This window comes from Rhizobium quercicola, assembly GCF_021168455.1.
GTDB classification, from domain to species: domain Bacteria; phylum Pseudomonadota; class Alphaproteobacteria; order Rhizobiales; family Rhizobiaceae; genus Ferranicluibacter; species Ferranicluibacter quercicola.
In genome coordinates this window covers 49,306-75,276 of sequence record NZ_JAJOZR010000009.1, presented here as the reverse complement: position 1 = coordinate 75,276, position 25,971 = coordinate 49,306, and the positions used below count along the sequence as shown (strand labels likewise).

Genomic DNA, 25,971 nt, shown 5'->3' with positions numbered 1-25,971 from the left:
TCGGTGGTTAATGAACGGAAAATCGTTCAGGTTGCATCACACGTGTGCCGCGATCTTTCAGCTTCGCTCGGCACGCGTTCTATGCATGTCGTCCGTGCGAAACCGATGCGGCTTTCTGCGCGCCAGGCGTCAGCGGGACAGGATCCAGTTGATGGCGTCCCGCCAATCGGTCATCCGCACCGGCGTTCCGTGCGTGCCCGTCTGGAACAGAACGAAGCGGGCGGGGTAGCCGCCCTTCTTCAGACGACCGTAGAGTGCTGCCTGATCCTCTGCCTTATAGGTGCCATCCGCGCTGCCATGGCTGAAGAACATCGGCAATTTTCGAGCGAAAGCCGCGCTCTTGCCGAAGTCGGGATCGGTCGCCCCGCCCATGATCATTATTCCGGAGAGCTGACCGACCGCCGTCGCATTGCGCGTCACCCCCCAGCAGAGGAAGCTGCCCATGGATGCACAGGAGAGGATGACCGGCTTGCCGGGGGACCGGCGCGCCAGGGCGTCGATCAGGCCGGCGATATCCGCCGCGCCATCCGTATCGAAGGAGCGCGCGCTCGGCGCGTAATAGGCGCCGCCATTCTCGACCGCGAGGTTCTTCAGCCGATTGAAATTGCCGCCGAAGGAATAGTCGTTCGCGCCCAGCCGCCGGTCGCCGCCGCGGCCGTGGATGAAGATCACGGTGAAGGCGGCATTCTGCGCGGCACCCACCCGGAAGACGTCGACACCCCGGCCGCCGATATCGACGGTCTCGTTCGCCTGCTGGCGCTTCACCCCCAGCGACACGTAAGGCCGCTTGACGCGCCGTTCGGGAATTTCGTCCCGGCCGTTGATATCGCGCATCTCGTCATAGTCGATCGTCAGCCAGTTACCATCGTCGCGCGAGTCCAGGATGCGGCCATATCCGAAGAGATCGTCCTTGAAGGGCTTCAGCGTAGCGGCGCGGACCTGCGTGAAGCCGATGGAGAACGCAAAAACGAGGGCAAGCGCGCTCAAAGCTGCGATGTGCCGCAAAGAAAGTGTGGACCGGGCCATCTCTTGTTCCCTTTTTGATCTCTTTGGCGCGCTTGGCTCTTTCGCCGGGCGGCCGGCCCTTGTATGAAGAGGCGGGCAGACGACGGACAGGCGATGCCCGACCTACAGGATCAGCCGACACATCGAAAGACGTTTGACGCACCAGATGACGGACAGCAACGACCTTTTCGCGAACACACCGCCCGCTCCCCGGAAACCCGCCGAGCCGAAGACGCCCGATCCGGCGTCGTCCGCCCGCACCTCCGTGGAGGCAAAACCGGACGTGCCGGCGAAAGCGGAGGAACCGAAAGCGGCCACGCGTGCTCCGGGAAGCCCGGCATCCCAGCTGAAGGCCGATACGGGCGATTACAACGCGTCTGCGATCGAAGTCCTCGAGGGCCTCGAGCCGGTCCGCCGTCGCCCCGGCATGTATATCGGCGGCACGGACGAAAAGGCGCTGCACCATCTGTTCGCCGAAGTCATCGACAACTCGATGGACGAGGCCGTGGCCGGCCATGCCAATTTCATCGACGTGCACCTCGACGCGGAGGGATGCCTCGCGGTGACCGATAACGGTCGCGGCATTCCGGTCGAGAACCATCCGAAATTTCCGGGCAAATCGACGCTCGAAGTCATCATGACCGTGCTCCATGCCGGCGGCAAATTCGACAGCAAGGTCTATGAGACATCCGGCGGTCTGCACGGCGTCGGCGTGTCCGTCGTCAATGCGCTGTCCGACGTGCTGGAAGTCGAAGTCGCACGCAACCGGCGCCTCTATCGCCAGCGTTTTTCGCGCGGTATTCCGCAGGGTGGTCTGGAAGAATTGGGCGACGTGCAGAACCGGCGCGGCACGCGCGTGCGGTTTCACCCCGACCCGGACATCTTCGGGCCGCATGCCAAGTTCGAGCCGGCACGCCTCTTCCGCATGGCCCGCTCCAAGGCCTATCTCTTCGGGGGCGTCGAGATCCGCTGGTCGTGCGATCCGGCACTGGTCGAGGGCACGGACACGCCGGACAAGGCGGTTTTCCACTTCCCCGGCGGCTTGAAGGATTATCTCAAGGCGACGATGGGCTCTGAGTTCACGGTGACGCGCGAGATCTTCGCCGGCAAGACCGAGAAGACCGGCGGCCATGGCGCGCTCGAATGGGCTGTCACCTGGTACGGCGGCGATTCGGTCGTCCACTCCTATTGCAACACCATTCCGACGCCCGAGGGCGGGACGCATGAAGCGGGCCTGCGCATTGCGCTGACCAAGGGCCTCAAGGCCTATGCGGAGCTGACGCAGAACAAGCGCGCGGCGATCGTCACCACGGACGACGTGATGATTTCGGCCGCCGGCATGCTGTCCGTGTTCATCCGCGAGCCGGAATTCGTCGGCCAGACCAAGGACAAGCTCGCCACCGTCGAGGCACAGCGCATCGTCGAGAATGCGATTCGCGATCCGTTCGACCATTTCCTGGCCGGCAATCCGCAGGAAGCGGCAAAGCTGCTTGAATGGGTGATCGAGCGCGCCGACGAGCGCGTCCGCCGCCGCAAGGAAAAGGAAGTCACGCGAAAAAGCGCGGTGCGCAAGCTGCGCCTCCCGGGCAAGCTCGCCGACTGCTCGCAGAATTCGGCGCTGGGTGCCGAACTCTTCATCGTCGAAGGCGATTCGGCCGGTGGCTCGGCCAAACAGGCGCGCAACCGCTCCAACCAGGCGATCCTGCCGCTGCGCGGCAAGATCCTCAACGTCGCAAGTGCCGGCCGCGAGAAGCTGGGCGCCAACCAGCAGATCTCGGATCTCGTCCAAGCGCTCGGCTGCGGCACGCGGTCGAAATACCGTCAGGAAGACCTGCGCTACGACCGCGTCATCGTCATGACCGACGCCGACGTGGACGGCGCGCATATCGCCTCGCTGCTGATCACCTTCTTCTACCAGGAGATGCCCGAACTCATTCGCGGCGGCCATCTCTATCTCGCGGTGCCCCCGCTCTACCGCATGACGCAGGGTACGCGGACGCTGTATGCGCGTGACGACCTTCACCGGGTCGAATTGATGGAGAAGGAATTCACCGGGCGCGGCAAGGTCGAGATCGGTCGGTTCAAGGGCCTCGGCGAGATGATGCCGGCGCAGTTGAAAGAGACGACCATGGATCCGGCAAAGCGCACGCTCCTCAAGGTTTCGATCGATGATGTCGACTTCGAGGGCACGCGCGATGCGGTGGACAATCTGATGGGCACCAAGCCGGAAGCCCGTTTCCGCTTCATTCAGGAACGCGCCGTCTTCGCCGAAAACCTCGACATCTGATCGGGACCATTGCGCCAGCCGCAATCGCTCAGGCGACGATCTTCTCCATGAAGAGACTGAGCGGGTCGGGCTGGTAGCTGCCGAACGGCTCGATGTCGCGGTAGCCAGCCTTGCGGTAGAGGCTGATGGCTTCGGGCTGGTAGATGCCGGTTTCGAGCCGGACCGTGGTCAGCCCGGTCTCCCGCGCCGTTTGCTCGATAGCGTCGAGAAGAGCCCGTCCTGCGCGCATGCCCCGCGCCTTCGGATCGACGAACATCCGTTTGATCTCGCCGCTGCCGTCACCGGCCGCCACCAGCGCGCAGCAGCCGATGATCGCGCCGTCATGCCGGGCGACGAGAAACGAGACCTCGGGCTTTTCCAGCGTGTCAAGATCGACCAGATGGTTGCTCTCGGCCGGATAGAGCGACTGGGCGTAGACGTCGGACTGGTTGAGGAGATCGATCACGCCGGGTTGGCGCGGAGCTTCTTTGCGAATGTCCAGAGTCACTTGGCGTCATGTCCTGAGAAAGAGAATCTGCGTGATGAAGCGCCGCGAGAACGGCGCAAGCCGGTTCTATACCGATTCTGGCAGCGATCCAGAGGGCACGGTCTGCGGCGCCTGCGCCCGGGGGAAATCGACAGCCCCGCGGATGTTCGCGCCATAATTCCGAACAATGGTCTGTTTACCATGACGATCGAAACAGGAGACCGGACGGATCATGGTGACTGCAGCGCTCGTCGTGATGACGATTCTCGGATGTGACGACAGTGTCAGCCAGTGCCATTATGTGGATACGGTCAAGGGCTCGTGGGAGACGGTGGCGGCCTGCGACGACCAGTCCCAGCGAAAGCTTCCCGCTTACGCGAAGGCCAGCTATCCCGTGATCGTCGCCATGTGCGAGAAGACGGCGGATGCGCCGATCGCATCGGCGGCGCTGAGCGGCAGCGTCACACCCACGGCACCGCCGCACGCCTCCACACCCACGTCACCCAAGATCTCACCGCCCGCCGCGCCTCTTCCGGCCGATGCGGCCACGTCGGAGCGCCAGCCCCTGCCCCAGCGTGCATATGCGATGATCCGGGGCGTCCTGCCGGACACGCAGAAGATCCGCCACGCGATATCCGTTCCCGTTCACTATCTGGGTGACGGCTATTCCTGGGTCGCGACGCGGATCACCCGCTGATACGACCTTCCGTCAGACGATCAGGCCGGCCGTGATCAGGCTCTCGGCGGTCGCCGCGACGGCCTCGCGTTCCGGGCGGGACGTCCAGCCGAGAAGCCGTCGTGCCTTCTCGCTGGTCACGCGGTTATCGCGTCCGAGTTCCTTGACGATCATCGCGAGACCGGGATGCATGGAGGCCGCGGCTCTGGCCGTCCAGTTCGGAACGGTCATGCCCGGCAACTTGCCCGCTCGCTCGGGAAACGCATCGCGCAGGATGGCGACGATCTCCACGACGCTGAGCGACTGGCCGGCAAGGATGATCCGCTCGCCGATCGATGCCTCTGTTCGCAGCGCCAGAACATGGGCCGCCGCCACATCCCGGACATCGACGACGGGCACGGTGAACTTGGGCATGGCGGGATAGCGGCCGTTCAGCAGATTGCGCACGATGCCGACCGAGGTCGCAGCGGTCTTTCCGATCATCGGGCCGAGAATCATGCCCGGGCAGAGGACCGTCAGGTCGAGACCCAGGGTTTCCGCCTCGGCCCAGGCGGCACGTTCGGCCAGCGTCTTCGACGCGTAGTAGGTGGTGGCGAACGTGCCGTCCGCATCCGTCCAGTTTCGCTCGTCATAGGGTGGCACACCATCGCCATACATGACGGCGGCGATCGACGAGGTCAGCACGACGCGGCGAATGCCGGCGTCGGCTGCTGCGCGCAGCACGCGCCGCGTGCCTTCGACGGCCGGGCGGATGACGTCCTGCGGATCGTCCGGTGTCTTGGCCGGAAAGGGCGAGGCCGTGTGGAACAGGGCATCGGCGCCCTTCAGGGCCTCCGGCCAGCCCTCATCCGATTCGAGATCCGCAAGGGCGATGGTAAGCTTTCCGGCGGGCTGCCCCTGCCGCTCCTCGAGAGCCATTTTCGCCTGCTTGCCGCGAACGGCCGAACGAAATGTCCCACGGACAGAAAAGTCCTGTTGCAGGAGGGAGAGCGTCAGGTGGCGACCGAGAAACCCACCCGCACCGGTGACGACGACGCGCCGATTCGTTTCGGACATAAGCTTCTCCTTGGCATGCCATGATCTCCGCCGTTTCCGGCGTGATCCCTGCCTTACAGTATCCTGCCGGCAATCGGAATTCTTTGCCGGACAAAAGCCCGTCGGCGGAGAGCATGGCGAAGGCCATGGGATGTCGTTTGCGTGGGTCAGGCCGCCTGTCGCGCCGCCAGTTGGGCGTAGTCTCGGGCGAAGCGCCGCTGCTCGGCGATGGCGAGCTTTTCCACACATTCCGACAGGCCGGAGCTGTCCGCCGTCTGGCGGAGGCGGTGGACGAGGACGGCGGCGATGGACGCGGCCGGAAGATGGCTGCCCTGCCGCCGCTCCCGCCGCCAGATCAGGATGGCTTCCGCAAAAAGCGCGCCGATCTCGCGGCCGAGGCCACCCGATTCGAACAGGGCCTGAAGCGCTTGCGTGCGACCATCCGAAAGAATGGAGCGCACCCGCTTTTCTCCGACATGGGTGAGTTCCACGATGGCTGCGGCGAAGAAGTCGATGCGGCCGTGGCAGAGCGCGTTGACCAGCAGTGCAGGCGTCAGGCGTCCGGTGGTGCGCAGCTCGCCGATCAGCGCCTTGATGTCCACGTCCGCGACCTCGCCGGCCATATCGACGACGGCGGTTTCGCAGGCCTGACGGGCCACGCGTTGCAGGCGTTCGGTGCCGATCACGGCTTGCAGGAAGGCGGTGCCGTTGAGCGCTGTGCCGACATGCTCGACCAGAACCTGCCGGGCATCCGCCGGCAGATCCTCGCGCTCCAGAAGCATGTTGCGCACGACGCAGACGTCGCCATGACGATCCGCAAGCCGTTTCAGCGTTCGGCGCGAGAGATCGGCCGAGGCATTTTCGAGGAGGATCACGACCTCCGGCACGCCGCCGATTTCGCTGATGGCGGCCGCAACCGTGCGGGACACCGTTCGGCGGGAGGCAATGAAGGCGCGCAGTTCGGGCGTGCCGCGCGCGGCGAGATCGACCAGGTCGTCGTCGGAGAGAACCGGGGAGCGGGTGGCGACGGCAAAGGCGATCTCCGGCTGGTCTTCGGCCAGCGACAGGATGATCGGACGCGGGGCCTGCGGGGTCGAGGCCAGCGCTTCGGCAAGCGCCAGACGCACCTTCGGCGAGGGATCGTCCAGGAGAAAGGTCATCGCCATGTCGGCGGCATGCCGGTCGATCCGGTCGCCATCCTTCGCACAATAGGCGCGCGCCAGGGCGCTGGCTGCGCGGGCGCGGTCCGTTGCCTTGGCGGTTTCGACCCAGCGAAGAAATGCTTGTATGATCACCGACGCCCCACTACGCAAACCGGACAGATGCTGATGTCGTCACGTTAGAGACGAAACGTTTAAGATTGGTTCACCATGTCGATTAACGCCAGCGAAACCGGTCCGATCGTGCGACTGGCCCCGGGCGATACGCCGCCGCCAGCAGCCTTCGCCGTCGTGATCCGTCCGGGCGACCCTGTCCCGACATCGCGGCCGCAGCGTCTGCTCCTCGAGATCAGCCTCGATGCGCTCGAACGTGACGATGCCGTCGCCGTGTTCGAGGCCGTCCGCCCGCACGGCGTCCTGCTGCAAGACTGTCGGGGGCGCGCCGATCTGCAGGCAGCCGCCGTCGCGCTGGGCGTGATCGAGGCGGAAGGGGAACGTGCGGAAGGCAGCTTCGCGATCATCGCCGCTCTCGGTGGTTCCCCGGTCAGCTTCCTCGGCGGCGAACGCCTGTCCGGCGCGTCGGAGCGGCTGATCGCGCTGGTGCTGGACGAGGACGCGCTGGCCGCGGCGCTCGGACTGCCGGCGGAGGCCGCACGGTCCATCTCTCCAGCCATCATCATGGCGCGTGGCGCCATTGTGCTCCAGGCTGCGGACGCCGGCGTGCCCTGCTTCTGGTCCCTGCCGTCGCGCGAAACAAATGAGGATGTGCTGAAGCGCCTGCGCCAAGCCGCGCGCGAAAACGGGTTTCGGAACGTGCTGGTGCAGACGTCCGCGCAATGGATCGCGCTTCGGGATGTCAGCGGTTTAGACTGACATCCACGGAGCAGACCGACAGTGCCGGTCAGCGCGTCGGTCGAATGAGCTCGAACACATCGCCGGCGTCGGCATAATCCATATAGCCGAGCCGGCCGACGGGGCGCACCTTCGCCATATCGAAACGCCCGTCTCGCAGGGCGTCGTCGCGGATATGGATGCCGACCACCTGCCCGATGACCACATGGTTTTCGGCCGGCTCGCCGGAGAGCGTCTTCGGCCGGAACATCTCCGTCATCCGGCACTCGAGCGCGGCATAGGCCTCCCCGACGAACGGTGCCTCGGCGAGGTTTCCATCGACCGGCGTCAAGCCGGCGGCGGCGAATTCGCTCTCCCCGTGCGGCAAGGGGGCCGAGGAGCGGTTCATGGGATCGACGAGATCGCGGCTGACGAAGCTGGCGGTGAAGACGCCGGTGTCCTCGATGTTGCGGACCGTGTCCTTCCATCCCGAAGAGGAGAACATCACCATCTTCGGCACATCGCAGATGGCGTTGAAGAAGGAGTAGGGCGCGAGATTGAGGCTGCCATCCTTCGCCCGCGTGCCGATCCAGCCGATCGGCCGCGGCGAGACGATGGCCTTGAACGGGTCGTGCGGCAGGCCGTGGGCGTTGGTGTCGGTGCTGTAGAACATCGGAAGTCCCTTATGCGTGGCGGCCGACCCAGGTGACGATGTCGGAAAGCGCCGGACGCGGACGCTCCGTCGGCGGCACCTGCGGCGAGCCGATATGGATGAAGCCCGCGACCTTCTCATTGTCCCGAATGCCGAGAACAGGAAAGGCGCGCTGATCGAACGCGAACCACTCGCTCAGCCAGTTCGAGCAGAAGCCGAGCGCATTGGCGGCCATCAGCAGGTTGAGGCAGACGGCACCGGCCGACATGATCTGTTCCCATTCCGGCACCTTGGCATGCGGCGCGGCCGTGCTGACGACGGCGATGACGACCGGCGCGCGGGTCAGCCGCGTGTTCTCGACCTTGATCATCTCCTCGGAGAGATCGGGCTTGGCTTCCAGCGCAAGCCGCGCGAGTTCCGCGCTGATGCGGGCGCGCTCGTTGCCGCGATAGACGATGAAGCGCCAGGGCGCGAGCTTGCCATGGTCGGGAACGCGCGAGGCGAGCGTCAGCATCTCCTCGATCTCCGCCTGCCCGGGGCCGGGTTCGCACATCTGGAAGGCGGGGATGGAGCGGCGCGTTGCGAGGTAGTCCTTGAGGCCGGGAGCCGTCGTCATATCGGTCACTTTCACGGAAGCGGCCCTGCGACGGATGCCGTCGCGTGCCGGAATATCGTCGTCTGCCGACGTCGTCCGCCGGCCGGAATGGCTCGGCACGAATGCCGGGGCGTGGCGCCGCAGACCGATATGCACAACGGAAATGCTTTAACCTTGCGCAACCCTGTACCGGTCCTGCACATTATGCAGTAGGTTGCCGCAGGAGAGGTCCATTGCCGGTAGCCACGAATTCGCCATACCGGCGTCTCAAGTGGAGCCACCTCGTCAGGAAGTCAACCGTATCATGCGTCACCCGGCTCTTCTTATCCGTCTGCCCCTGCATCCGCGTCCGGGCGTAACGCTTGCTGCCCTGATCGTCTTCGGCATGGCGGGCGGCCCGGGCGGCAAGGCATGGGCGCAGGCGGCGCAGGACGATCCATTCAAGAGCTTTCCGTCGATCTCTGCGCCGCCGAAGATGCCCAAGCTGAACAGTTTCAGCCCGGTCATTCCGAGCGAGGCCGCGCATGGACCGACCACCCACGACGTGCGGCTGGAGGCGCTTTTGAAGGACAAGGGCGGCGCCGTGGAGCAGGGCTTGACGTGGCGCGTGTTCAGCCCGATCCCCGGCTCCGACGGCAAGCTGCCGCTGGTGGCGACGTCGCAGGGCGGCTCGGCCGCGTTCCAGCTGGTGCCGGGCGAGTATTTCGTCAACGTCGCCTTCGGACGTGCGGGCGCCACGCGCAAGATCCGCGTCGCGGACACCGGAACCTTCGAGCGCCAGGTGCTGGTGCTCGACGCGGGCGGCGTCACGCTCAACGCCGTCTCCGGCGCCGACGTGCGAATCCCCCAGGGCGAGCTGTCCTTCTCGATCTTCTCCTCCGACGTGAAGGAAGACGGCGAGCGGGCGCTTGTGGTTGCGGACGTGAAACCCAACACCGTCGTGCGCCTGAACACCGGCACCTACCACGTCGTGTCGAACTACGGGTCCGTCAATGCGGTCATCCGGGCCGATATCCAGGTCGAAGCCGGCAAGCTCACCGAAGCGACGATCCAGCACCGGGCGGCAAAACTGACCTTGAAACTGGTGGCCGAGCCGGGCGGCGAGGCCATCGCCGACACCGCCTGGTCGATTCTCACGGCATCCGGCGACGTGGTCAGCGAAAGCGTGGGGGCCTTCCCCACGCTCGTCCTCGCCGAAGGCGACTACAGCGCCGTGGCGCGCAACAACGAGAAGATCTACCAGCGCGATTTCACCGTGACGGCAGGCGTGAATGCCGATGTCGAGGTGCTGCTGTCGAACACGGCGGCGCAACCGGGCGCCGAGTCCGCCGCTGCCGCGCCCGCCAACGCTCAGGATTGAGCCGAGCGCGGGCGAACCGGACATTTCCCCTTCGCCGAATGAGAAAAGCCGGACCTTGAGGCCCGGCTTTCCGTTCAGTGTCCGTCGAGACGCTCAGACCGCGGCGGCGGCGCGGGCCTTCCTGGCCTCCGCCTTGCGGCGAAGGTCCGGCGGCGTCGCTTCGTCCACGAGGCTTGCGATCGCCTCATCGAGCGTCATCGGCGTCTGGGCCTGGCTGCCGAGGCGGCGGATGTTCACCGTGCGCTCTTCAGCTTCGCGCTTGCCGCAGACGATAATGACCGGCACCTTGGTCACCGAGTGTTCGCGGACCTTGTAGTTGATCTTCTCGTTGCGGAAGTCGGTCTCCACCGTGAGGCCCGCCTCGCGCAGGAGCTCGGCCACTTCCTCGCCATAGGCATCGGCCTCCGACGTGATGGTGGCAACGACGATCTGCAGCGGCGAAACCCACAGCGGCATATGGCCGGCGAAGTTCTCGATGAGAATGCCGAGGAACCGCTCCATCGAGCCACAGATGGCGCGGTGGATCATGACGGGTTTCGTCTTCTCCGAGTTGCTGTCGATGTAGAAGGCGCCGAAGCGTTCCGGCAGGTTGAAATCGACCTGCGTCGTGCCGCACTGCCATTCGCGGCCGATGGCGTCCTTCAGCGTGTATTCGAACTTCGGGCCGTAGAACGCGCCCTCGCCCGGCAGGATGCCGGTCTTGATGCGGCCTTCCGACTGCGCCTCGATGGTCTTCAGCACATCCATCATCACGCTTTCGGCGCGATCCCAGAGTTCGTCGGAACCGACGCGCTTTTCCGGGCGCGTGGAAAGCTTGACCACGACCTCGTCGAAGCCGAAATCCTCGTACACCGAGAGGATCAGGTCGTTGATGCGCAGGCATTCGGCGGCCATCTGCTCGTCGGTGCAGAAGACATGGGCGTCGTCCTGCGTGAAGCCGCGCACGCGCATCAGCCCGTGCAGCGCGCCGGACGGCTCGTAGCGGTGGACGTTGCCGAATTCGGCGAGGCGGATCGGCAGTTCGCGGTAGGACTTCAGGCCATGCTTGAAGATCTGCACGTGGCCCGGGCAGTTCATCGGCTTCAGCGCGAAGACGCGATCGTCATCCGTATCGTCGCCGGCGACCGTCACCTTGAACATGTTGTCGCGATACCAGCCCCAGTGGCCCGAGGTTTCCCACAGCGACTTGTCCAGCACCTGCGGGGCGTTGACCTCCTGGTAGGTGCCGGCGAGACGACGGCGCATATAGGCGACGAGGGTCTGGAAGATGCGCCAGCCCTTGCCATGCCAGAAGACGACGCCCGGTCCCTCTTCCTGGAAATGGAACAGGTCCATTTCGCGGCCGAGCTTGCGGTGGTCGCGCTTCTCGGCTTCGGCGAGAACGTTCAGATAGTGGTCGAGGTCTTCCTGTGTGTGCCAGGCCGTACCGTAGATGCGGGTCAGCATCGGATTGTTGCTGTCGCCGCGCCAGTAGGCGCCGGCCACCTTCATCAGCTTGAAGGCCGTGCCGATCTGGCCCGTGGACGCCATATGCGGCCCGCGGCAGAGGTCGAACCAGTCGCCCTGATAGTAGATCTTGAGGTCCTGCCCCTCGGCGATCGCATCGACCAGCTCGACCTTGTAGGCTTCGCCCTTGTCGGCGAAGACCTGACGGGCCTTGTCGCGCGGCCAGACTTCCTTGGTGAAGGGCCGGTTGCGCTGGATGATCTCCTTCATACGCTTTTCGATCTTCGGCAGATCGTCGGGCGTGAAAGGCTCGGCCTTCGCGAAGTCGTAATAGAAGCCGTTCTCGATGACCGGTCCGATCGTCACCTGCGTGCCGGGCCAAAGCTCCTGCACGGCTTCGGCCATAACGTGGGCGGCATCGTGACGGATCAGCTCCAGCGCGCGCGGGTCGTCGCGGGTGACGATCTCGAGGCGGCCGTTCTCGACCGGATCGGACAGGTCGCGCAGTGCGCCGTCGAGCGCGATGGCGACGGCCTTCTTGGCCAGCGACTTGGAAATCGACTCGGCGACCTCCCGGCCGGTCGTGCCGGGCGCGAATTCGCGGATGGAGCCATCGGGAAATGTAACGGCAACTGACATGCTGTTTCTCCTATCCAGTCCCGCCAACGAATGCGGGTGGGGAATGCGATGAATGAGACCGGGTTCGGCGGCACGCGGATGCACCCGGTCTTCTATATGAACGCGCGCGGTATAAAGGCATTTGCCGGATGTGGAAAGAGGTCGGAATGGCCGCAAACGTCAGGAAGGGCGACGCCAGGGCGCCAGCCAGCGAAGCCTGCCGGCCAGATGCGGCGGCACCGGATCGAGCCCGCCCTTGCCGCCGGGGCCGCAACGGGCGATCCGGTAGAGCGTCATCCAGCCGCCGGGCCAGAGGCCGTGGCGGGCGATCGCCTCATAGCCATATTCCGAGCAGGTCGGGATGTGGCGGCAGCCATGACCGATGAAGCTCGACAGCGTCAGCTGGTAAAGGCGGATCAGCGCCATGCCGGCAAGGCGCCCCGGCGTTCGTCGGAACGGTCCCCGCCAGTTGCGGCCGCGATAGGGGCTCGGCTTTCCGGCCTCGTGGCGGCATTCGGCCTTGCCGTCGCACATCGTCAGACATTCGCCTTCTGAAGCGCCGGCGATTCCGAGCGGGCGGCCTCGACCTGTCCGATCGCATCCACAACGGCGTCGAAGGTGAGCATGGTCGAGGCGTGGCGGGCCTTGTAGTCCTTGACCGGGCGCAGGATGCGCATGTCGGCAAACCGGCCGTCCGGCCCCTCGCCGTCGGCCTTCAGCATGGCCAGCATCGCCTCGCGCGCCGTCCGCACCTCCTCCACGCTCGCGCCGACGATGTTGCGCGCCATGATCGAGGAGGACGCCTGCCCGAGCGCACAGGCTTTGACGTCGTGGGCAAAATCCGTGATGTGACCATCGGCCATGCGGATGGTTACCTTGACCTTGGATCCGCAAAGCTTGGAATGCGCGGAGGCCTCGGCATCCGCCGGATCGAGGCGTCCGCTGCGCGGAATGTTTCCGGCAAATTCGAGAATGCGGCTGTTGTAGATGTCATCCATGATACGGCCATCCCGCTGGCATGTCCGTCCACAGGTGGAACGGGCAATCGATATGATTTCGCGTGGATATAAGAAGCAGGCGGAGGATTTTCTCCACCAGAGCGGAAAAAAGAACCAGGGCGTCGCGTCCGGCTCTTTTACACACCTTGCCATATATTATATGGTAGCCACGGAAAAGGCGACAGGGCACAGACGCTGCTGTCGCCTGTTGTTTGGGGAACCGTGCCGAACGGGAGAGAGCCTTGACCTCTCTTTCCGCAAAGCCCCGGAGCCCGCCAATGGCAGCCGAAGCCTGACGACACGTCCAGGCAACCGGTGAGTGGCGAGTTGTCCGTAACGATCAACGTCAAGCTACGCGCCACGCAGCAGAGGCCATCATGGATGCCATCGTGAAGAATTTTCCGTCGCAAACGGACGTCGACGGTCGGCCGTCGCAGAAGGAAGCCGAGGACGCCGTTCGCGTTCTCCTGCGTTGGGCCGGCGATGATCCGCAGCGCGAAGGCCTGATCGACACGCCGACGCGCGTGGTGAAAGCCTACAAGGAACTGTTCTCCGGCTATGATCTGGCGGCAGAGGACGTGCTGGGCCGCACCTTCGAGGAGGTCGCCGGCTTTGACGACATCGTGCTGGTGAAGGACATTCCCTTTCACTCCCATTGCGAACATCACATGCTGCCGGTCGTCGGCCATGCGCATGTCGCCTACCTGCCGGAAGGCCGCGTTCTCGGACTCTCCAAGATCGCCCGCGTCGTCGATATTTTCGGACGCCGGCTGCAGACGCAGGAAACCATGACGGCGCAGATCGCCGGCGCGATCGCCGAAACGCTTCGCCCGCGGGGCGTCGCCGTGATGATCGAGGCCGAGCATATGTGCATGGCGATGCGCGGCGTGCTGAAGCAGGGTTCGACCACGCTCACCACGACCTTTACCGGGGCGTTCAAGACGGACGCAGCCGAGCAGGCCCGCTTCATGTCGATGGTGCGCGGGTTTCGCTGATTTTTTCTGATACGGACCGACGAGAAGGCCGGCGACGCGTTGCGTGCCGGCCTTCTCGTCGTTTGATCCCGTCCCCGGACAGCGGCATTGTCGCGCGCGTTGGCAGGCTGTAAATTCCACCCGTGACGCGTCTCCTCTTTGACGCGACCGCTCGATCCAGCCGGAGTTCCCCCGATGCCTCTCGTTTTTGCCCAGCCGTCGTCCGATCACGCAAAGGTCGAAGAAGGGTTTGCCTTCACGCCCCGGTTCGATTCGCATGGGCTGGTCACGGCCGTCGTGACGGATGCGCAGGACGGGATGCTGCTGATGGTGGCGCATATGAATGCCGAAGCCCTGGCGCTCACCGTCGAGACCGGCGTCGCGCATTACTACAGCCGCTCCCGCAAGGCGCTCTGGAAGAAGGGCGAAACATCGGGCAATCTCCAGATGGTGGTCGAGCTGCGGACGGACTGCGATCAGGATGCCGTCTGGCTGAGGGTCACGGTCGCGGGCCACGATGCGACATGCCACACCGGCCGGCGCTCGTGCTTCTACCGCTCCGTGGACATTGCGGATGGCGCGGTCACGCTCACGATCCGCGACGATATGCGGCATTTCGATCCCGACGCGGTTTACGATAAAAAATGAGCATCTGCTTTTATTTGAGACAGGCGCTGCCGTGTTAAACGAAGTTTCAACGCTGTTGGCGCTCTAATGTCGGCATGAAAGGCCCAGGTCTTCCGTCAAGGCTCGGCCGTATTGGTGGACAGGTGCCCCATGCTGAACTGGACATTCTCACGACATGGAACGGGTGCGGAACATTCTGCACCGCATGACGGCTTGGGCAGCACGCCTGTCCGCCACCAGCAGGAAGGAACCGGCAAGGCTTTGACCGTCGCTCCGGAAAAAACACGGATCGCGCTTGCGCTGGGCGGCGGCGCTGCCCGCGGTTGGGCGCATATCGGCGTGCTGCGTGCGCTGGACGAGGAAGGCATTCCCGTCGGCATGATCGCGGGCACCTCCATCGGCGCGCTTGTCGGCGGCTGCTATCTCGCCGGCAAGCTCGACGAACTGGAGGCCTTCGCCCGGTCGCTGACCATGCGCCGCATTGCCGGCCTCCTGGATCTGGCCATCGGCGGCGGCGGGCTGTTCGGGGGGCTGCGGCTGACCAAGCGCATGCAGGAACATCTCGACGACGTGCTGATCGAAAATCTCGGTCGCCCGTTCGTGGCCATCGCCACCGACATCAAGTCCGGCCACGAGGTCTGGCTGGCGGAGGGATCGCTGATCACGGCGTTGCGGGCCTCCTATGCCCTGCCCGGCATCTTCGAACCCATTCGCTGCAATGGCCGCATGCTGGTCGATGGGGCGCTGGTCAATCCGGTTCCGGTGTCGGTCTGCCGGGCCTATGAACAGCCGCTCGTGGTGGCCGTCAATCTGCAGTACGATCTCTACGGCCGCTCGGCCGTCATCAAGCTGCGGGCCGGCAATCCTGCCGCCCATCCCGAGCCCCAGCAGACCGCCACGCCCGTCGCGCGCCTCGGCATGACCAGCGTCATGGTCCAGGCCTTCAACGTCATTCAGGACCGCATCTCGCGGGCAAAGCTCGCCGGCGATCCGCCGGACCTGTCGCTGCATCCGAAGCTCAGCGATATCGGCCTGTCGGAATTCCACCGCGCCGGCGAAGCGATCGACCGCGGCTATGTCGAGACCAGGAACCGGCTGACGGAGCTCAAGCGCCTGCAGGAGACCGTGCTGCGCTGATCGCGCGCGACGGCCTCCCACGCATGGCTTCAGCCAGCAATGTAGGCCTTGATCTCGCGGGTCTCATGCTCGATCGCGCGGATATGGCTGCGCACCGCGTCGCCGATCGAGACGATGCCGACGAGGCGGCCATTGCGGGCGACGGGCAGGTGGCGGGCGCGGCGACTGTTCATGATCTCCATGACGGCCTCGATCTCCATCTCCTCCGTGCAGGTATGCACATCCCGGCACATGACCTCCGCCACCGTCCGGTCGAGGCATTCCGCGCCGTATCGCGCGATGGCCGCCACCACGTCGCGCTCTGCGAGCAGGCCGGCGATCGCCTGCCGCGCGTCGAGCACGACGATGGCCCCGATCCGGTGTTCCGCAAGAAGTGCGGCTGCTTCGCGCACCGCCATCTCCGGTGCGATGGTCACGACCTTGCGGCCCTTCTCGTCCAGTATCCTCTTCACCGTCATTCGAAACCTCCCGTTTCCGACGCGCCTGAGACAGTTTGACGCAGGCGGAGAATACCGCATTTGCCGCGAAAACGGAAATGCGGGAGGTCGAAATCTCCAGATCGGACTGTCAGTCCTCCTGCATGCGCGCGTCGGATCCGGTCGACGGATCGATCAGGCCGAAGAACAGGAAGCCGAAGAGAAAGCCGCCGATATGGGCTTCCCAGGCAATGCCGGCCCCGCCATCCACCGTGAACAGGCCGAGCCCGATCAGAAGGTTGGTGGCAAACCAGACGCCGGCAAAGAAGAGGACGGATCGGTTGGACAGCGCCTCACCGATGCTGAGCCGCGGGTTGCGATGAGCAAACTGGCGGCTGATGCGGCCGCTGGGCGAGAAGACGAAGCGCGCAGCCGCCCCCATCAGGCCGGCAACGACGCCGGACGCACCGATGACGACCGTCATGTCGCCCCAGTGAAGCGCAAGGTGCAGCCCGACGGCCGCGATGGCGGACAGACACCAGAAGATGGCCAACCTGCCGGCGCCGATGCGGCGAACGACCGGTGCGCCGAAGGCCAGCATCCAGAAGGCGTTGAAGATGAGGTGCTCCCACGACCCGTGCAGGACGGAATAGGTGACGGGCGTCCAGAGCCATGCGAGGCCCTGATCCGCCAGCGGGTGGTCGTAGCGGGCGGGCAGGAAGGCGAAGTTGAAGATCAGCTCGTCATCGATCTCGACGGAGAGCAGATACATGCGCACGGCGTGGATGATGACGAGAACCGTGAGGATCCAGACGAGGCTCGATGGCAGGTTGAAGGCCGGCTCGCGCGCAGCGGGCTCGCCTTTGGCTGCCGTCGAATCATAGCCGGATTCATCCGGACGGTCCGGCTGCACCGCGGGATCGGCCGTCTCTCCTTGATCGGTTGCGCGACCGTCAGGGGTGGGAACGTCGGAATGTCGCGGCGTGCCGGGCTGTGGCACCTTGTCTGGGTCGGTCATGGGCATGGGCTTTCGATCGTCGGATGCGAGCGGCGTTTATCTCCTGCCCGGTTGCAGCTGGCAAGGACTCGGCGCGCGTGCGGCCGGCTGTGTCCGCAAAGGGACGCTTCGTCCGGCGATGGCGCCGTCTCCGGCTTTTTCGAAGCCTTCGATCGAAACGATCCATTATCCTTAACAGCCTCCGTGGCACGGGATTTGCGAGGCTCTCTCTGCACAGCGCCAAGTGGTCCTCCATCGCTCCGATGCGGGACGCTTGTGCACCAAAGCGGGACGATCGACATGAAGACGCGCACATCCGCCGACATTTTCCGGTACTGGCAGAGCCTTCGCAGCAACGGTCGCGTTCCCAGCCGCGATCAGCTCGATCCCGGTGCGATTCGCCATGCCCTGCCGGATGTCTTCATCCTCGAGGACGCCGATGCCACCCATGGCCGCGTGGCATCGCCCCGCTTTCGCCTCGCGGGCACGCGCCTCTGCTCGCTGTTTGTCCGCGAACTGCGCGGCGCCCGGCTCGACAGTCTCTGGTCCGCCTCCGACATGGAGGACCTGTCCACCGTCACGCGTCGGGTCATGCTTGCCGGGGAGCCCGCCGTCATTGCCGCGTCCGGCACCACGTCGCACGGCGAACAGCTGGCCATGGAACTGGTCCTTCTGCCGCTTCGCTCGCGCGACGGCCGCAACGACCGCATCTTCGGCTCGCTGACCCCCCTCTCGCGACCGGTCTGGATCGGTGCGCATCCCCTGCCCTTCCTCTCGCTCGATCACGTCGCCTATCCGGATCGGGATGCGCCGGTGACCGAGGTCGCGGCCCGTGCCGCGGTGGTGCGGAGCTTTGCCTCGCAGACACGCGATTCGGCCCTCCGGCAGGTGATCGCACGGGTCATGCACCTCTCGGTCATGGATGGCGGCAAGGGCCGATAAGGTTGTATTCGAAGACTCTATTAACCCGGGTCTAGTATTCGTGATGACGCAAGGTCCATGGGCGCGTCGCGATGTTCAATTTCAACCAATCCCACTCCGCGGCATCCAAGCCGCATGATGAAGGCTCGTTCCAGCGCGTCACCGTGAACCTCAGCGGCCGCCTGATGCTGGCCAGTCACGACGAGTATGATTGCATCGCAACGGAAATGTCGCCCGGCGACGTCTTCCTCGCCACCACCGCCCGCCCGCGGATCGGCGAGCGCGTGATCGCCTATGTCGATCATGTCGGGCGCATCGAGGGCCTGGTCTCGCGGCTGGCCGACGGCTCCTTCACGGTCCGCATCAACGCGACCGAGCGCAAGCGCGACAAGCTTGCGGCCCAGCTGACCTGGATCGCCAACAAGCATGAACTCGGCCTGCCGGAAGACCGACGCCACGACCGTCTGGCACCGCGCAAGACCCACACGGAAATCACGCTCGAAGACGGCTCGCGCTACGCCTGCCGCATCATCGACCTTTCGCTCTCCGGCGCCGCGGTGGATACGGAATTCCGATTCGACCTCGGCACGCCCATGCTGCTCGGCAACATGCGCGGACGCATCGTGCGTCACTTCCAGGAAGGCGTCGCCATCGAGTTCCTGGGCGTCCAATCCCGCGATACGCTGCGCGAATTTCTCTGATCCGCTTTTTCATCGACATCCCAAGGGCGTCGTCCGTCGTCGTCGCACACGCGGTCGACCCGCGCGCGCTGCAAGCTCGCGCGGGCTGTCGAACGGCGTGACCCGACACGTGATGCGGGCCTTGCCAAGCCGGCGCGGATGATCTCCCCTTGCGAGGCGAAAAATGCCTTTGCAGATTATCCTAACCAGATCATGAACAAAAGAGCGTCCCGTCTCCCGTTACTGGACGAGCACCTTTGTCGGAAAGCACTCGCTTTCGCTACATCGTCTCGCGATACCGAACCGCCCTACCTCTCTCACGATTTACCATTTTTCTCAATCCGATCATCCACTTATAGATTTTCCGCAGGCATCTTCTTACCGAGATCGGTCAAATTTTCGACGACATTTCATCAAACACGCGTCAAATACAGCGGCAATTTTCTGCGTATTTTATATTGAGTTTATCCGTATTTGTACTTTGTTTTACTTCGAATTTTCGGCGGAGGTCAAAGTGTCGGTGTCATTCTGTGCCTGTAACGGGGACACGGACAATGACAAAAGCAAAAAGCTTCAAAGCAGGCATCTTCGGCGCACTCGGCACTCTTGCCCTGGCGACCTCCGCATTCGCATTCCCAGCCAACATGGAAACCGAGGGGCCGACCAATCCTCCGGTCGGACATTATGAATTCTGCCGCACGGCTCCGGACGAATGCCGTGCCAACCCGACCAAGGCCGAGCCGCTGACACTGACGCGCGAGACCTGGAAGACCATTCTGGAGGTCAACTACGACGTGAACGAGAAGATCACGCCGATGACGGATAAGGAAATCTACGGTGTCGAAGAGCACTGGGCCTACCCGGACACCGTCGGCGACTGCGAGGATTACGTTCTCCTGAAGCGTCGCGACCTGATGCAGGCCGGCATCGCGCCGGGCAACCTCCTGATCACCGTCGTCCTCCAGCCGAATGGCGACGGCCATGCCGTGCTGACCGTGCGCACGGACCGTGGCGACTTCATTCTCGACAACATGCGCAGCAAGGTGCTGATCTGGTCGGACACCGAGTACACCTACCTCAAGCGCCAGTCGGTGGACCATGCCGGCCGGTGGGTCAAGCTTCAGGACGGTCGCGCCGTGGCGGTCGGCAGCGTTCGGACCCAGTAGCGGCAGCCAACCTGCGACGACGCCTGAACGTCGACCCTGCGTTTGGGCCTGCACGGTGATCCCCGTCACCAGCGGCCCTCAGGGCCGGCTCCGCTGTCCCCGGAGCCGGCCTTTTTCATGCCCGGCCGCGGCACAGGCGATTGACGAAAAATTAACCTTCTTGCCCCAGCCTGACCGGGTATCGATTTGCGGTTCGTTCATCCGTGCCCGTCGATCCTGTGGCGGTCGATCCCGTGTCGGCACGACACGGGCGCGCGCCGCGCCGGGAGGGATGCTGGGACGACCGGATGACCACTTCATCAGAGTTCGCTGCGACATCCGATGGATCCGGCCCGAGCCTCGGGCATCCGGGCTCGCGCCTTCTGCTGCGCGCCGGCCTGATGCTCGGCCTGCTCGCCAGCCTGACGGTAGCGATCTGTGTCGGCGGCGAACGCATCGGCACGACGCTCGCGCTCGGCGGCAACACCACCAGCACCGACGACAACAATATCGTGATCGGCACCGATCACCTGCGCCTGCCCTCCAACCACATCCGCTTTGCCGAGCAGCGCCAGACGGGTGCCGCCGAACGTGTCGATCTCTATGCGACGTGGCCGGAAATGCATGGCTATAGCGACGAAACGCGAAGCCGCTTCAACGATGTCACGCGGACGGACGGCCTCATCTTCCTGCAGATCTCCCAGAGCACCATGTCGCGCGACATGTCCGGCAGGATCGCGCCGATCTACAGCCATCTGTTCGAGGGAAACCCCTCAGCGGGGCCCGCGGGCCTGACGGCACACCGCATGAAAGCCGGCTCCGGCTATGGTGCCGAGATCTTCTTCACCGGACCCGCCGGCACCGCCCAGGCCGCCGCGGATTACGGCATCCGCTGTCTTTTGCCGGAGCGGCCGGAGCTTGCGACCAGTGCGGACTGCCAGCGCGACGTTCACGCGGGACAGGACCTCGTCGTGCTTTACCGGTTCTCCAGCCAATTGCTGCCACAATGGCGCGCCATCGACGAGGCTGTTCTTCGCTTCGTGGAGGCGAAGCTGGTTCGCTGACGAGGATCGGCGCCGCCCCGCGGCCCCTGTCCCGATTTCGAAACCAATCCTTCATCATAAACCGATTGGTAACGCTGTGAGGATAAAGTCTGGGGAACGGTCGTCCGAAGGGGGGCGATGCCCGGACGACAATTTTTGATCTGAGAATGAAGAGAAGCGTAGTGTCCATGCCAACATTGAACGGTTCCACCGAGCGTCAGCCGACCCCATTCTTCAAAGCGGCTTCACGTATGATCGTTGCCTCCGTCGTGGCGGTCTGTGTTTTCGCAGCACCTGCCCTGGCAGCCAATTATGCCGGCATCGTCGTCGATGCGAAAACCGGCAAGGTGCTCTACAGCGAGGATGCCGATAGCCTGCGCTATCCCGCATCGCTGACGAAGATGATGACCCTCTACCTCACCTTCGAAGCGCTGGAAGCCGGCAAGGTCCGCAAGGACACGCCCGTCCCCTTCACGAAGAAGGCCTCCGCCGAACCGCCGTCCAAGCTCGGCGTACGCGCCGGCCAGACGATCACCGTCGAGCAGGCCATCCAGGCGCTCGTCACACGCTCGGCCAACGACGCGGCCACGGCGCTCGGCGAATTCCTCGGCGGCTCGGAAGACCGCTTCGCCCGGATCATGACCAGCAAGGCCCGTGCGCTCGGCATGACGCGCACCACCTATCGCAATGCCAACGGCCTGCCGAACGACGACCAGATGACGACGGCACGCGACCAGGCACGGCTCGGCATGGCCCTCCGCCAGCATTTTCCGCAGTATTACAGCTATTTCTCGACCCGCAGCTTCCGCTTCGGCAAGCAGGTCATCGGCAATCACAACCGGCTTCTCGGCAATGTCCGCGGCGTCGACGGCATCAAGACGGGCTACACCCGCGCGGCCGGCTTCAACCTCGTGACCTCGGCCCAGGCCGATGGCCGCAGCATCGTCGGCGTCGTGCTCGGCGGCAAGTCGGGCGGCGCCCGCGACGCCCAGATGCGCGCGCTTGTTGCCAAGTACATGCCGGCAGCCTCGCGCAGCGGCAGCGGCAATCTCGTTGCCGAAACGCAGGACGCGCCCACCCTTTCGGAAGCGCAGCAGCGCCCCGTCTCGACCGCAGCCGTCACCGGCGGCAGCTTCAACCTGCCCAATAGCGGCCCGCTGCCGGGCGCACGCTACAGCGAAGAGACCACCCGCAGCGTCGAAGTCGCCTACGCCGCCGAACCCAAGGTCAGCGCCAACCCGGTTCTCGCGGCCAAGCCCAACACGCTGGAAGCCCAGAGCCAGAAGCTCGCCGCCCTCGGAACCAACACGACCATCGACCGTCAGGTGACCAATTCCGTCGCGAAGACGGTCTCCGAGCCCGTCACCGAAGACGAGGTCGTCGCACCGTCTTCCGGCTGGATCATCCAGATCGGCGCAACGCCGGACAAGGGCCAGGCCATGACCCTTCTCGGCAATGCCAAGGAAAAGGGCGGCAAGGCTCTGTCGGCCGCAAAGCCCTTCACCGTCGCCGTCTCCAGTGGCAGCAGCCAGCTCTACCGCGCCCGCTTCGGCGGCTTCTCCAGCCAGGACAAGGCCATCAACGCCTGCGCCGCGCTGAAGAAGAAGGGTTTCGCCTGCTGGGCTGCGGCTCAGTAAGACGACCGCTTCAAGGGCAGGCCGGCGACGCCGCCGACCCGCCCCCAACTTTCGAGCGCCGGCACCTCTCAGTTCCGCCGGCCTCCTCCTCGGATTTGTTTTGCGTAACGGGGTCAGTCATGTCGATGAATGAGAATGGCTCGGGAGCACCGCTGGTGCCCGACAACAAGGTTCGCCGCGCGCCGCGCCGGGGCCTTCATCCGCTCCACGAGGCGGCGATGCGGATTGCGGAACTCGGGGCCAAGCCCCGGTCGAAAACCAAGGATCTGGTGGGAATGCTTCTCACCCATGGCGCCCGGGCCTGGCGCTCGACGCAGCCGGACGTCGCGATCCACCTGCATGTCACGGCGCCCTCCTCGCGCCGCCCGGTCCGGCTTCGGATCAAGTAAGCTCAGGCACCTACCCAACAGGAAGAGCCCGCCGTGTGGTTTCCACCGGCGGGCTCTTTCCGTTCAGGCAAGGTCGTTCAGAGAAGGCCGAGTTCGGTCAGTTCGCGGCGCAGCTCACTCGGCATGTCGGCCGTCTCCGAGGCGAGATCGCGTGGTGCATCGGCGTCCGTGAGATAGCGCCAGCCCTGAAAGGGGCGCCGCGGCTGGAAATCCGTATCGATGACCTCGGGGCCGAGGATGAGATTGCAGCGCCCGATGCCTTCCCCGTCCGTGAACGTGGTGATGTCGAGCAGGCGCTGGCGGGCCTGCACCTGCCCCTTGATGACCCAGTAGAGGGACCCGCCGTCGAGCAGTTCCTCCATCCGCTTCGGCACCATGCGGGTGGTGTGAAAGGAGTGCGGCGCGTGGCCGGCGGACATCGCGTTCAGCGCCCGGTGGGCGACCCATTCGCGCAGATCGTCGATCGAATTCGCGCCGACGCAAAGCTTGAGAAGATGCAAGGCCATGATGGCGCGTTCAACACCCTTGCCGGAGCGGCGTCAAGAGGCAGGCTCGCTCAGCACTCGACGACATTGACCGCGAGGCCACCGGTCGAGGTCTCCTTGTACTTGTCGTGCATATCGACGCCGGTCTGGCGCATGGTTTCGATGCAGGCATCCAGCGGCACGAAATGGCTGCCGTCCCCCTTGAGGGCGAGCGACGCCGCGGTGACCGCCTTGACGGCGCCCAGCGCGTTGCGCTCGATGCAGGGCACCTGCACGAGCCCGCCCACCGGATCGCAGGTCATGCCCAGATGATGTTCCAGCGCGATTTCGGCGGCATTCTCGATCTGCTCCGGTGTTGCGCCCATGACGGCGGCGAGACCGGCGGCGGCCATGGCCGAGGCGGAGCCCACCTCCCCCTGACAGCCGACTTCGGCGCCGGAAATCGAGGCGTTGAACTTGATGATGCCGCCGATGGCGGCTGCGGTCAGCAGATAGTCGCGAATGCCGTCGTCATCCGCATCCTCGTGAAAATGCAGGTAGTAGCGGATGGTTGCCGGCACGACGCCTGCGGCGCCGTTGGTGGGCGAGGTCACGACCCGGCCGCCGGCCGCATTCTCCTCGTTGACCGCCATCGCGTAGACGCTTAGCCAATCATTGGCGAGCAGCGGATTGACCTTGTTGGAGCGCCATTCCTGTTCCAGCTTGTCATGGATCATCCCGGCGCGGCGGCGAACTTTAAGCCCGCCCGGCAGAATGCCTTCCTGCGCGAGCCCGCGCTCGATACAGCTTTTCATCGCGGCCCAGATCCGGTCGAGGCCGGCATCCAGCTCCTCGCGCGACATCGAACATTCCTCGTTCGCGCGCTTCATCTGCGCGATCGAAAGGCCCGACCGCGCCGCCATGTCCAGCATCTGCTTCGCACTGGCGAAGGGATAGGGCACCTTGACGCCACCCGGCTTGGTCTTGGAGGCGCGCATCGCCTCAAGCTCCGTATCCGTCACCACGAAGCCGCCACCGATGGAATAGTAGATCCGTTTCAGGAGCAGGCGGCCGTCCTTGTCGAAGGCGGAGAACGACATGCCGTTGGCGTGGCCGGGAAGCGGCACCTTCTTGTCGAACACCAGATCGATCTTCGGCTGGAAGCGGTAGGCGGGGTGGCCCGGCGGCGTAATTTCTCCGGTTCGCTCGACACCCTCGATGATCGCCTCCATGCGGTCGGGATCCACCCTGTCGGGACGCTCCCCCATCAGCCCGAGCACGACCGCCCTGCCGGAGCCGTGGCCGATGCCGGTAAAGGCGAGCGAGCCGTGCAGGCTTGCGGTGATGGAAGCCACGGCGGCACCGGCCGGACGTGGCCAGTCCGACGACAGGATCAGGTCCAGAAACCGGTTGGCCGCCGACATTGGCCCCATGGTGTGCGAGCTCGACGGGCCGATGCCGATCTTGAAGACGTCGAAAACCGAAAGAAACATCGAAACCCCGATCTGCGCCGGATCTGCGCATTCCTCTTACCCGACCATAGGGCATGGCCGGCCCCTCCGGGCGGTGATCGACCGACATCCGGTTGGACGCGCGCGACATGCAGATCGGCCTTGCTTTACAGCATATTGCTTTTTCGGGCGGGCATGCCACAAGAGCCGCATGGTTCTGGTCGATTATATCGCACTCTTTGTGTTCGCGGCTCTATGGGGCGGCTATGTCTGGGTGACGGACCGGCGCACCGTCTTCGGCCGCACGAGCCTGTCGCGGCTGATGATCGAGCGCCGGCGCCGCTGGATTCTCAATTCGCTCAATCGCGACCTGAAGATGATCGACACCCAAATCATCGCCGGCCTGCAGGCCGGCACCGCCTTCTTCGCGTCCACCTGCATCTTCGCCCTCGGCGGGTGCTTTGCTCTCCTCGGCCGGGCGATGGAGGCGCAGGCGATCTTCAACGACCTTCCCTACGTGTTCCAGGGCGGTCGCACGGCCTTCGAGCTGAAGGTCGGCGGTCTCACCTGCATCTTCGGCTATGCCTTCTTCAAGTTCGGATGGTCTTACCGCCTGTTCAACTATTGCTCGATCCTGATCGGCGGCATACCCATGCTGTCGGAAGCGAAGCTCGACCGGGCGGCAGCGGAACGGGCGGCCGAGCGGGCCATCCGGATGAATGTGGTCGCCGCCATGCACTTCAATGCCGGGCTGCGCAGCATTTTCCTGTCGATCGGTTATCTCGGCTGGTTCGTCAGCCCCTATATCCTGATGGGCGCCACCGGCATCGTCATCGTCGTCCTCTTCCGCCGCCAGTTCTTTTCCGAAGCGCGGGAGGCGCTGCTGGAGCCCTGATCCGTTCCCGTCATCGCGGGCCGAGACCTGTCCGCTCTTCGTCCTGATGTCCGCGCATGCGCCGGT

General features: G+C 64.7%; 27 protein-coding genes. 14 read left to right on the top strand and 13 right to left on the bottom strand.

Features of this window, described 5'->3' with window-relative positions; all coding sequences use genetic code 11:
* Window positions 1-129 precede the first annotated feature (129 nt).
* Window positions 130-1,026, bottom strand: coding sequence for an alpha/beta fold hydrolase (locus LRX75_RS14930; protein ID WP_231815562.1), 897 nt, complete (start codon window positions 1,024-1,026; stop codon window positions 130-132).
* 145 nt (window positions 1,027-1,171) lie between these two features.
* On the opposite strand from LRX75_RS14930, the gene parE reads away from it, so the two are divergent.
* The gene (parE, locus tag LRX75_RS14925) at window positions 1,172-3,292 is read left to right on the top strand and encodes a DNA topoisomerase IV subunit B (RefSeq protein ID WP_231815561.1); all 2,121 of its coding nucleotides are present in this window, start codon (window positions 1,172-1,174) and stop codon (window positions 3,290-3,292) included.
* A 28-nt stretch (window positions 3,293-3,320) separates the two neighbouring features.
* Here the strand turns inward: parE and LRX75_RS14920 are convergent, their stop codons facing one another.
* The gene (locus LRX75_RS14920; RefSeq protein WP_231815560.1) at window positions 3,321-3,779 is read right to left on the bottom strand and encodes a GNAT family N-acetyltransferase; all 459 of its coding nucleotides are present in this window, start codon (window positions 3,777-3,779) and stop codon (window positions 3,321-3,323) included.
* 211 nt (window positions 3,780-3,990) lie between these two features.
* On the opposite strand from LRX75_RS14920, the gene LRX75_RS14915 reads away from it, so the two are divergent.
* Window positions 3,991-4,455, top strand: a complete 465-nt coding sequence (locus LRX75_RS14915; protein ID WP_231815559.1) for a hypothetical protein — start codon at window positions 3,991-3,993, stop codon at window positions 4,453-4,455.
* Window positions 4,456-4,467: 12 nt separating this feature from the next.
* Here the strand turns inward: LRX75_RS14915 and LRX75_RS14910 are convergent, their stop codons facing one another.
* Both LRX75_RS14910 and LRX75_RS14905 read right to left on the bottom strand, forming a co-directional pair.
* On the bottom strand, window positions 4,468-5,490 hold the full coding sequence (locus tag LRX75_RS14910) for an NAD-dependent epimerase/dehydratase family protein (protein WP_231815558.1): 1,023 nt from the start codon (window positions 5,488-5,490) through the stop codon (window positions 4,468-4,470).
* A 146-nt stretch (window positions 5,491-5,636) separates the two neighbouring features.
* On the bottom strand, window positions 5,637-6,764 hold the full coding sequence (locus LRX75_RS14905) for a DUF2336 domain-containing protein (protein ID WP_231815557.1): 1,128 nt from the start codon (window positions 6,762-6,764) through the stop codon (window positions 5,637-5,639).
* Window positions 6,765-6,839: 75 nt separating this feature from the next.
* Between LRX75_RS14905 and LRX75_RS14900 the strand changes: the two genes are divergently transcribed.
* Window positions 6,840-7,502 carry a hypothetical protein gene (locus LRX75_RS14900; RefSeq protein WP_231815556.1) on the top strand — a complete coding sequence of 221 codons (663 nt, stop codon included), beginning with the start codon at window positions 6,840-6,842 and terminating at the stop codon, window positions 7,500-7,502.
* A 28-nt stretch (window positions 7,503-7,530) separates the two neighbouring features.
* Here the strand turns inward: LRX75_RS14900 and LRX75_RS14895 are convergent, their stop codons facing one another.
* Together LRX75_RS14895 and LRX75_RS14890 are read right to left on the bottom strand one after the other, a co-directional pair.
* Window positions 7,531-8,133 carry a flavin reductase family protein gene (locus LRX75_RS14895; protein ID WP_231815555.1) on the bottom strand — a complete coding sequence of 201 codons (603 nt, stop codon included), beginning with the start codon at window positions 8,131-8,133 and terminating at the stop codon, window positions 7,531-7,533.
* 10 nt (window positions 8,134-8,143) lie between these two features.
* Window positions 8,144-8,728: a nitroreductase family protein gene (locus LRX75_RS14890; protein WP_231815554.1), complete on the bottom strand. Its 585-nt coding sequence runs from the start codon at window positions 8,726-8,728 to the stop codon at window positions 8,144-8,146.
* Window positions 8,729-9,092: 364 nt separating this feature from the next.
* Between LRX75_RS14890 and LRX75_RS14885 the strand changes: the two genes are divergently transcribed.
* Entirely contained in the window at window positions 9,093-10,067 is a 975-nt protein-coding gene (locus LRX75_RS14885) for a hypothetical protein (protein WP_231815688.1), read from the top strand.
* A 93-nt stretch (window positions 10,068-10,160) separates the two neighbouring features.
* Here the strand turns inward: LRX75_RS14885 and thrS are convergent, their stop codons facing one another.
* The 3 genes from thrS to LRX75_RS14870 form a co-directional block, all read right to left on the bottom strand.
* Window positions 10,161-12,152: a threonine--tRNA ligase gene (thrS, locus tag LRX75_RS14880; RefSeq protein WP_231815553.1), complete on the bottom strand. Its 1,992-nt coding sequence runs from the start codon at window positions 12,150-12,152 to the stop codon at window positions 10,161-10,163.
* 159 nt (window positions 12,153-12,311) lie between these two features.
* Complete coding sequence (yidD, locus tag LRX75_RS14875) at window positions 12,312-12,665, bottom strand: membrane protein insertion efficiency factor YidD (RefSeq protein WP_231815552.1); 354 nt, start codon at window positions 12,663-12,665, stop codon at window positions 12,312-12,314.
* 2 nt (window positions 12,666-12,667) lie between these two features.
* Window positions 12,668-13,132, bottom strand: a complete 465-nt coding sequence (locus tag LRX75_RS14870; RefSeq protein ID WP_231815687.1) for an iron-sulfur cluster assembly scaffold protein — start codon at window positions 13,130-13,132, stop codon at window positions 12,668-12,670.
* Window positions 13,133-13,506: 374 nt separating this feature from the next.
* Between LRX75_RS14870 and folE the strand changes: the two genes are divergently transcribed.
* From folE to LRX75_RS14855, 3 genes are all read left to right on the top strand, one after another.
* On the top strand, window positions 13,507-14,124 hold the full coding sequence (folE, locus tag LRX75_RS14865; RefSeq protein ID WP_113151933.1) for a GTP cyclohydrolase I FolE: 618 nt from the start codon (window positions 13,507-13,509) through the stop codon (window positions 14,122-14,124).
* Window positions 14,125-14,298: 174 nt separating this feature from the next.
* Window positions 14,299-14,751, top strand: a complete 453-nt coding sequence (gene hisI, locus LRX75_RS14860) for a phosphoribosyl-AMP cyclohydrolase (protein ID WP_231815551.1) — start codon at window positions 14,299-14,301, stop codon at window positions 14,749-14,751.
* A 129-nt stretch (window positions 14,752-14,880) separates the two neighbouring features.
* Entirely contained in the window at window positions 14,881-15,867 is a 987-nt protein-coding gene (locus tag LRX75_RS14855) for a patatin-like phospholipase family protein (protein WP_231815550.1), read from the top strand.
* A gap of 29 nt (window positions 15,868-15,896) precedes the next feature.
* Here the strand turns inward: LRX75_RS14855 and LRX75_RS14850 are convergent, their stop codons facing one another.
* A complete protein-coding gene (locus tag LRX75_RS14850) occupies window positions 15,897-16,325 on the bottom strand; it encodes a CBS domain-containing protein (RefSeq protein WP_231815549.1) in 429 nt (142 codons plus the stop codon).
* Between the two features lie 109 nt (window positions 16,326-16,434).
* On the bottom strand, window positions 16,435-17,301 hold the full coding sequence (locus LRX75_RS14845; protein ID WP_231815548.1) for a rhomboid family intramembrane serine protease: 867 nt from the start codon (window positions 17,299-17,301) through the stop codon (window positions 16,435-16,437).
* Between the two features lie 279 nt (window positions 17,302-17,580).
* On the opposite strand from LRX75_RS14845, the gene LRX75_RS14840 reads away from it, so the two are divergent.
* The 6 genes from LRX75_RS14840 (at window position 17,581) to LRX75_RS14815 (ending at window position 23,095) form a co-directional block, all read left to right on the top strand.
* Window positions 17,581-18,222, top strand: coding sequence for a PAS domain-containing protein (locus LRX75_RS14840; RefSeq protein WP_231815547.1), 642 nt, complete (start codon window positions 17,581-17,583; stop codon window positions 18,220-18,222).
* A gap of 71 nt (window positions 18,223-18,293) precedes the next feature.
* Window positions 18,294-18,902 (top strand): PilZ domain-containing protein, encoded by a 609-nt coding sequence (locus LRX75_RS14835; RefSeq protein ID WP_231815546.1) that lies wholly within the window; start codon window positions 18,294-18,296, stop codon window positions 18,900-18,902.
* 533 nt (window positions 18,903-19,435) lie between these two features.
* A complete protein-coding gene (locus tag LRX75_RS14830; RefSeq protein ID WP_231815545.1) occupies window positions 19,436-20,047 on the top strand; it encodes a transglutaminase-like cysteine peptidase in 612 nt (203 codons plus the stop codon).
* Window positions 20,048-20,334: 287 nt separating this feature from the next.
* Window positions 20,335-21,090 (top strand): hypothetical protein, encoded by a 756-nt coding sequence (locus LRX75_RS14825; RefSeq protein ID WP_231815544.1) that lies wholly within the window; start codon window positions 20,335-20,337, stop codon window positions 21,088-21,090.
* A gap of 140 nt (window positions 21,091-21,230) precedes the next feature.
* On the top strand, window positions 21,231-22,706 hold the full coding sequence (locus LRX75_RS14820) for an SPOR domain-containing protein (RefSeq protein ID WP_420851211.1): 1,476 nt from the start codon (window positions 21,231-21,233) through the stop codon (window positions 22,704-22,706).
* A gap of 119 nt (window positions 22,707-22,825) precedes the next feature.
* Window positions 22,826-23,095 (top strand): hypothetical protein, encoded by a 270-nt coding sequence (locus tag LRX75_RS14815; protein WP_113151924.1) that lies wholly within the window; start codon window positions 22,826-22,828, stop codon window positions 23,093-23,095.
* A 77-nt stretch (window positions 23,096-23,172) separates the two neighbouring features.
* On the opposite strand, the gene LRX75_RS14810 is transcribed toward LRX75_RS14815, so the two are convergent.
* Both LRX75_RS14810 and LRX75_RS14805 read right to left on the bottom strand, forming a co-directional pair.
* Entirely contained in the window at window positions 23,173-23,601 is a 429-nt protein-coding gene (locus LRX75_RS14810; RefSeq protein ID WP_231815542.1) for a DUF1489 family protein, read from the bottom strand.
* Between the two features lie 50 nt (window positions 23,602-23,651).
* Entirely contained in the window at window positions 23,652-25,052 is a 1,401-nt protein-coding gene (locus LRX75_RS14805; RefSeq protein WP_231815541.1) for an L-serine ammonia-lyase, read from the bottom strand.
* 169 nt (window positions 25,053-25,221) lie between these two features.
* Here LRX75_RS14805 and LRX75_RS14800 point away from each other — a divergent pair, with 169 nt between their 5' ends.
* A complete protein-coding gene (locus LRX75_RS14800) occupies window positions 25,222-25,905 on the top strand; it encodes a DUF599 domain-containing protein (protein WP_231815540.1) in 684 nt (227 codons plus the stop codon).
* The last annotated feature ends 66 nt before the right edge of the window (window positions 25,906-25,971 follow it).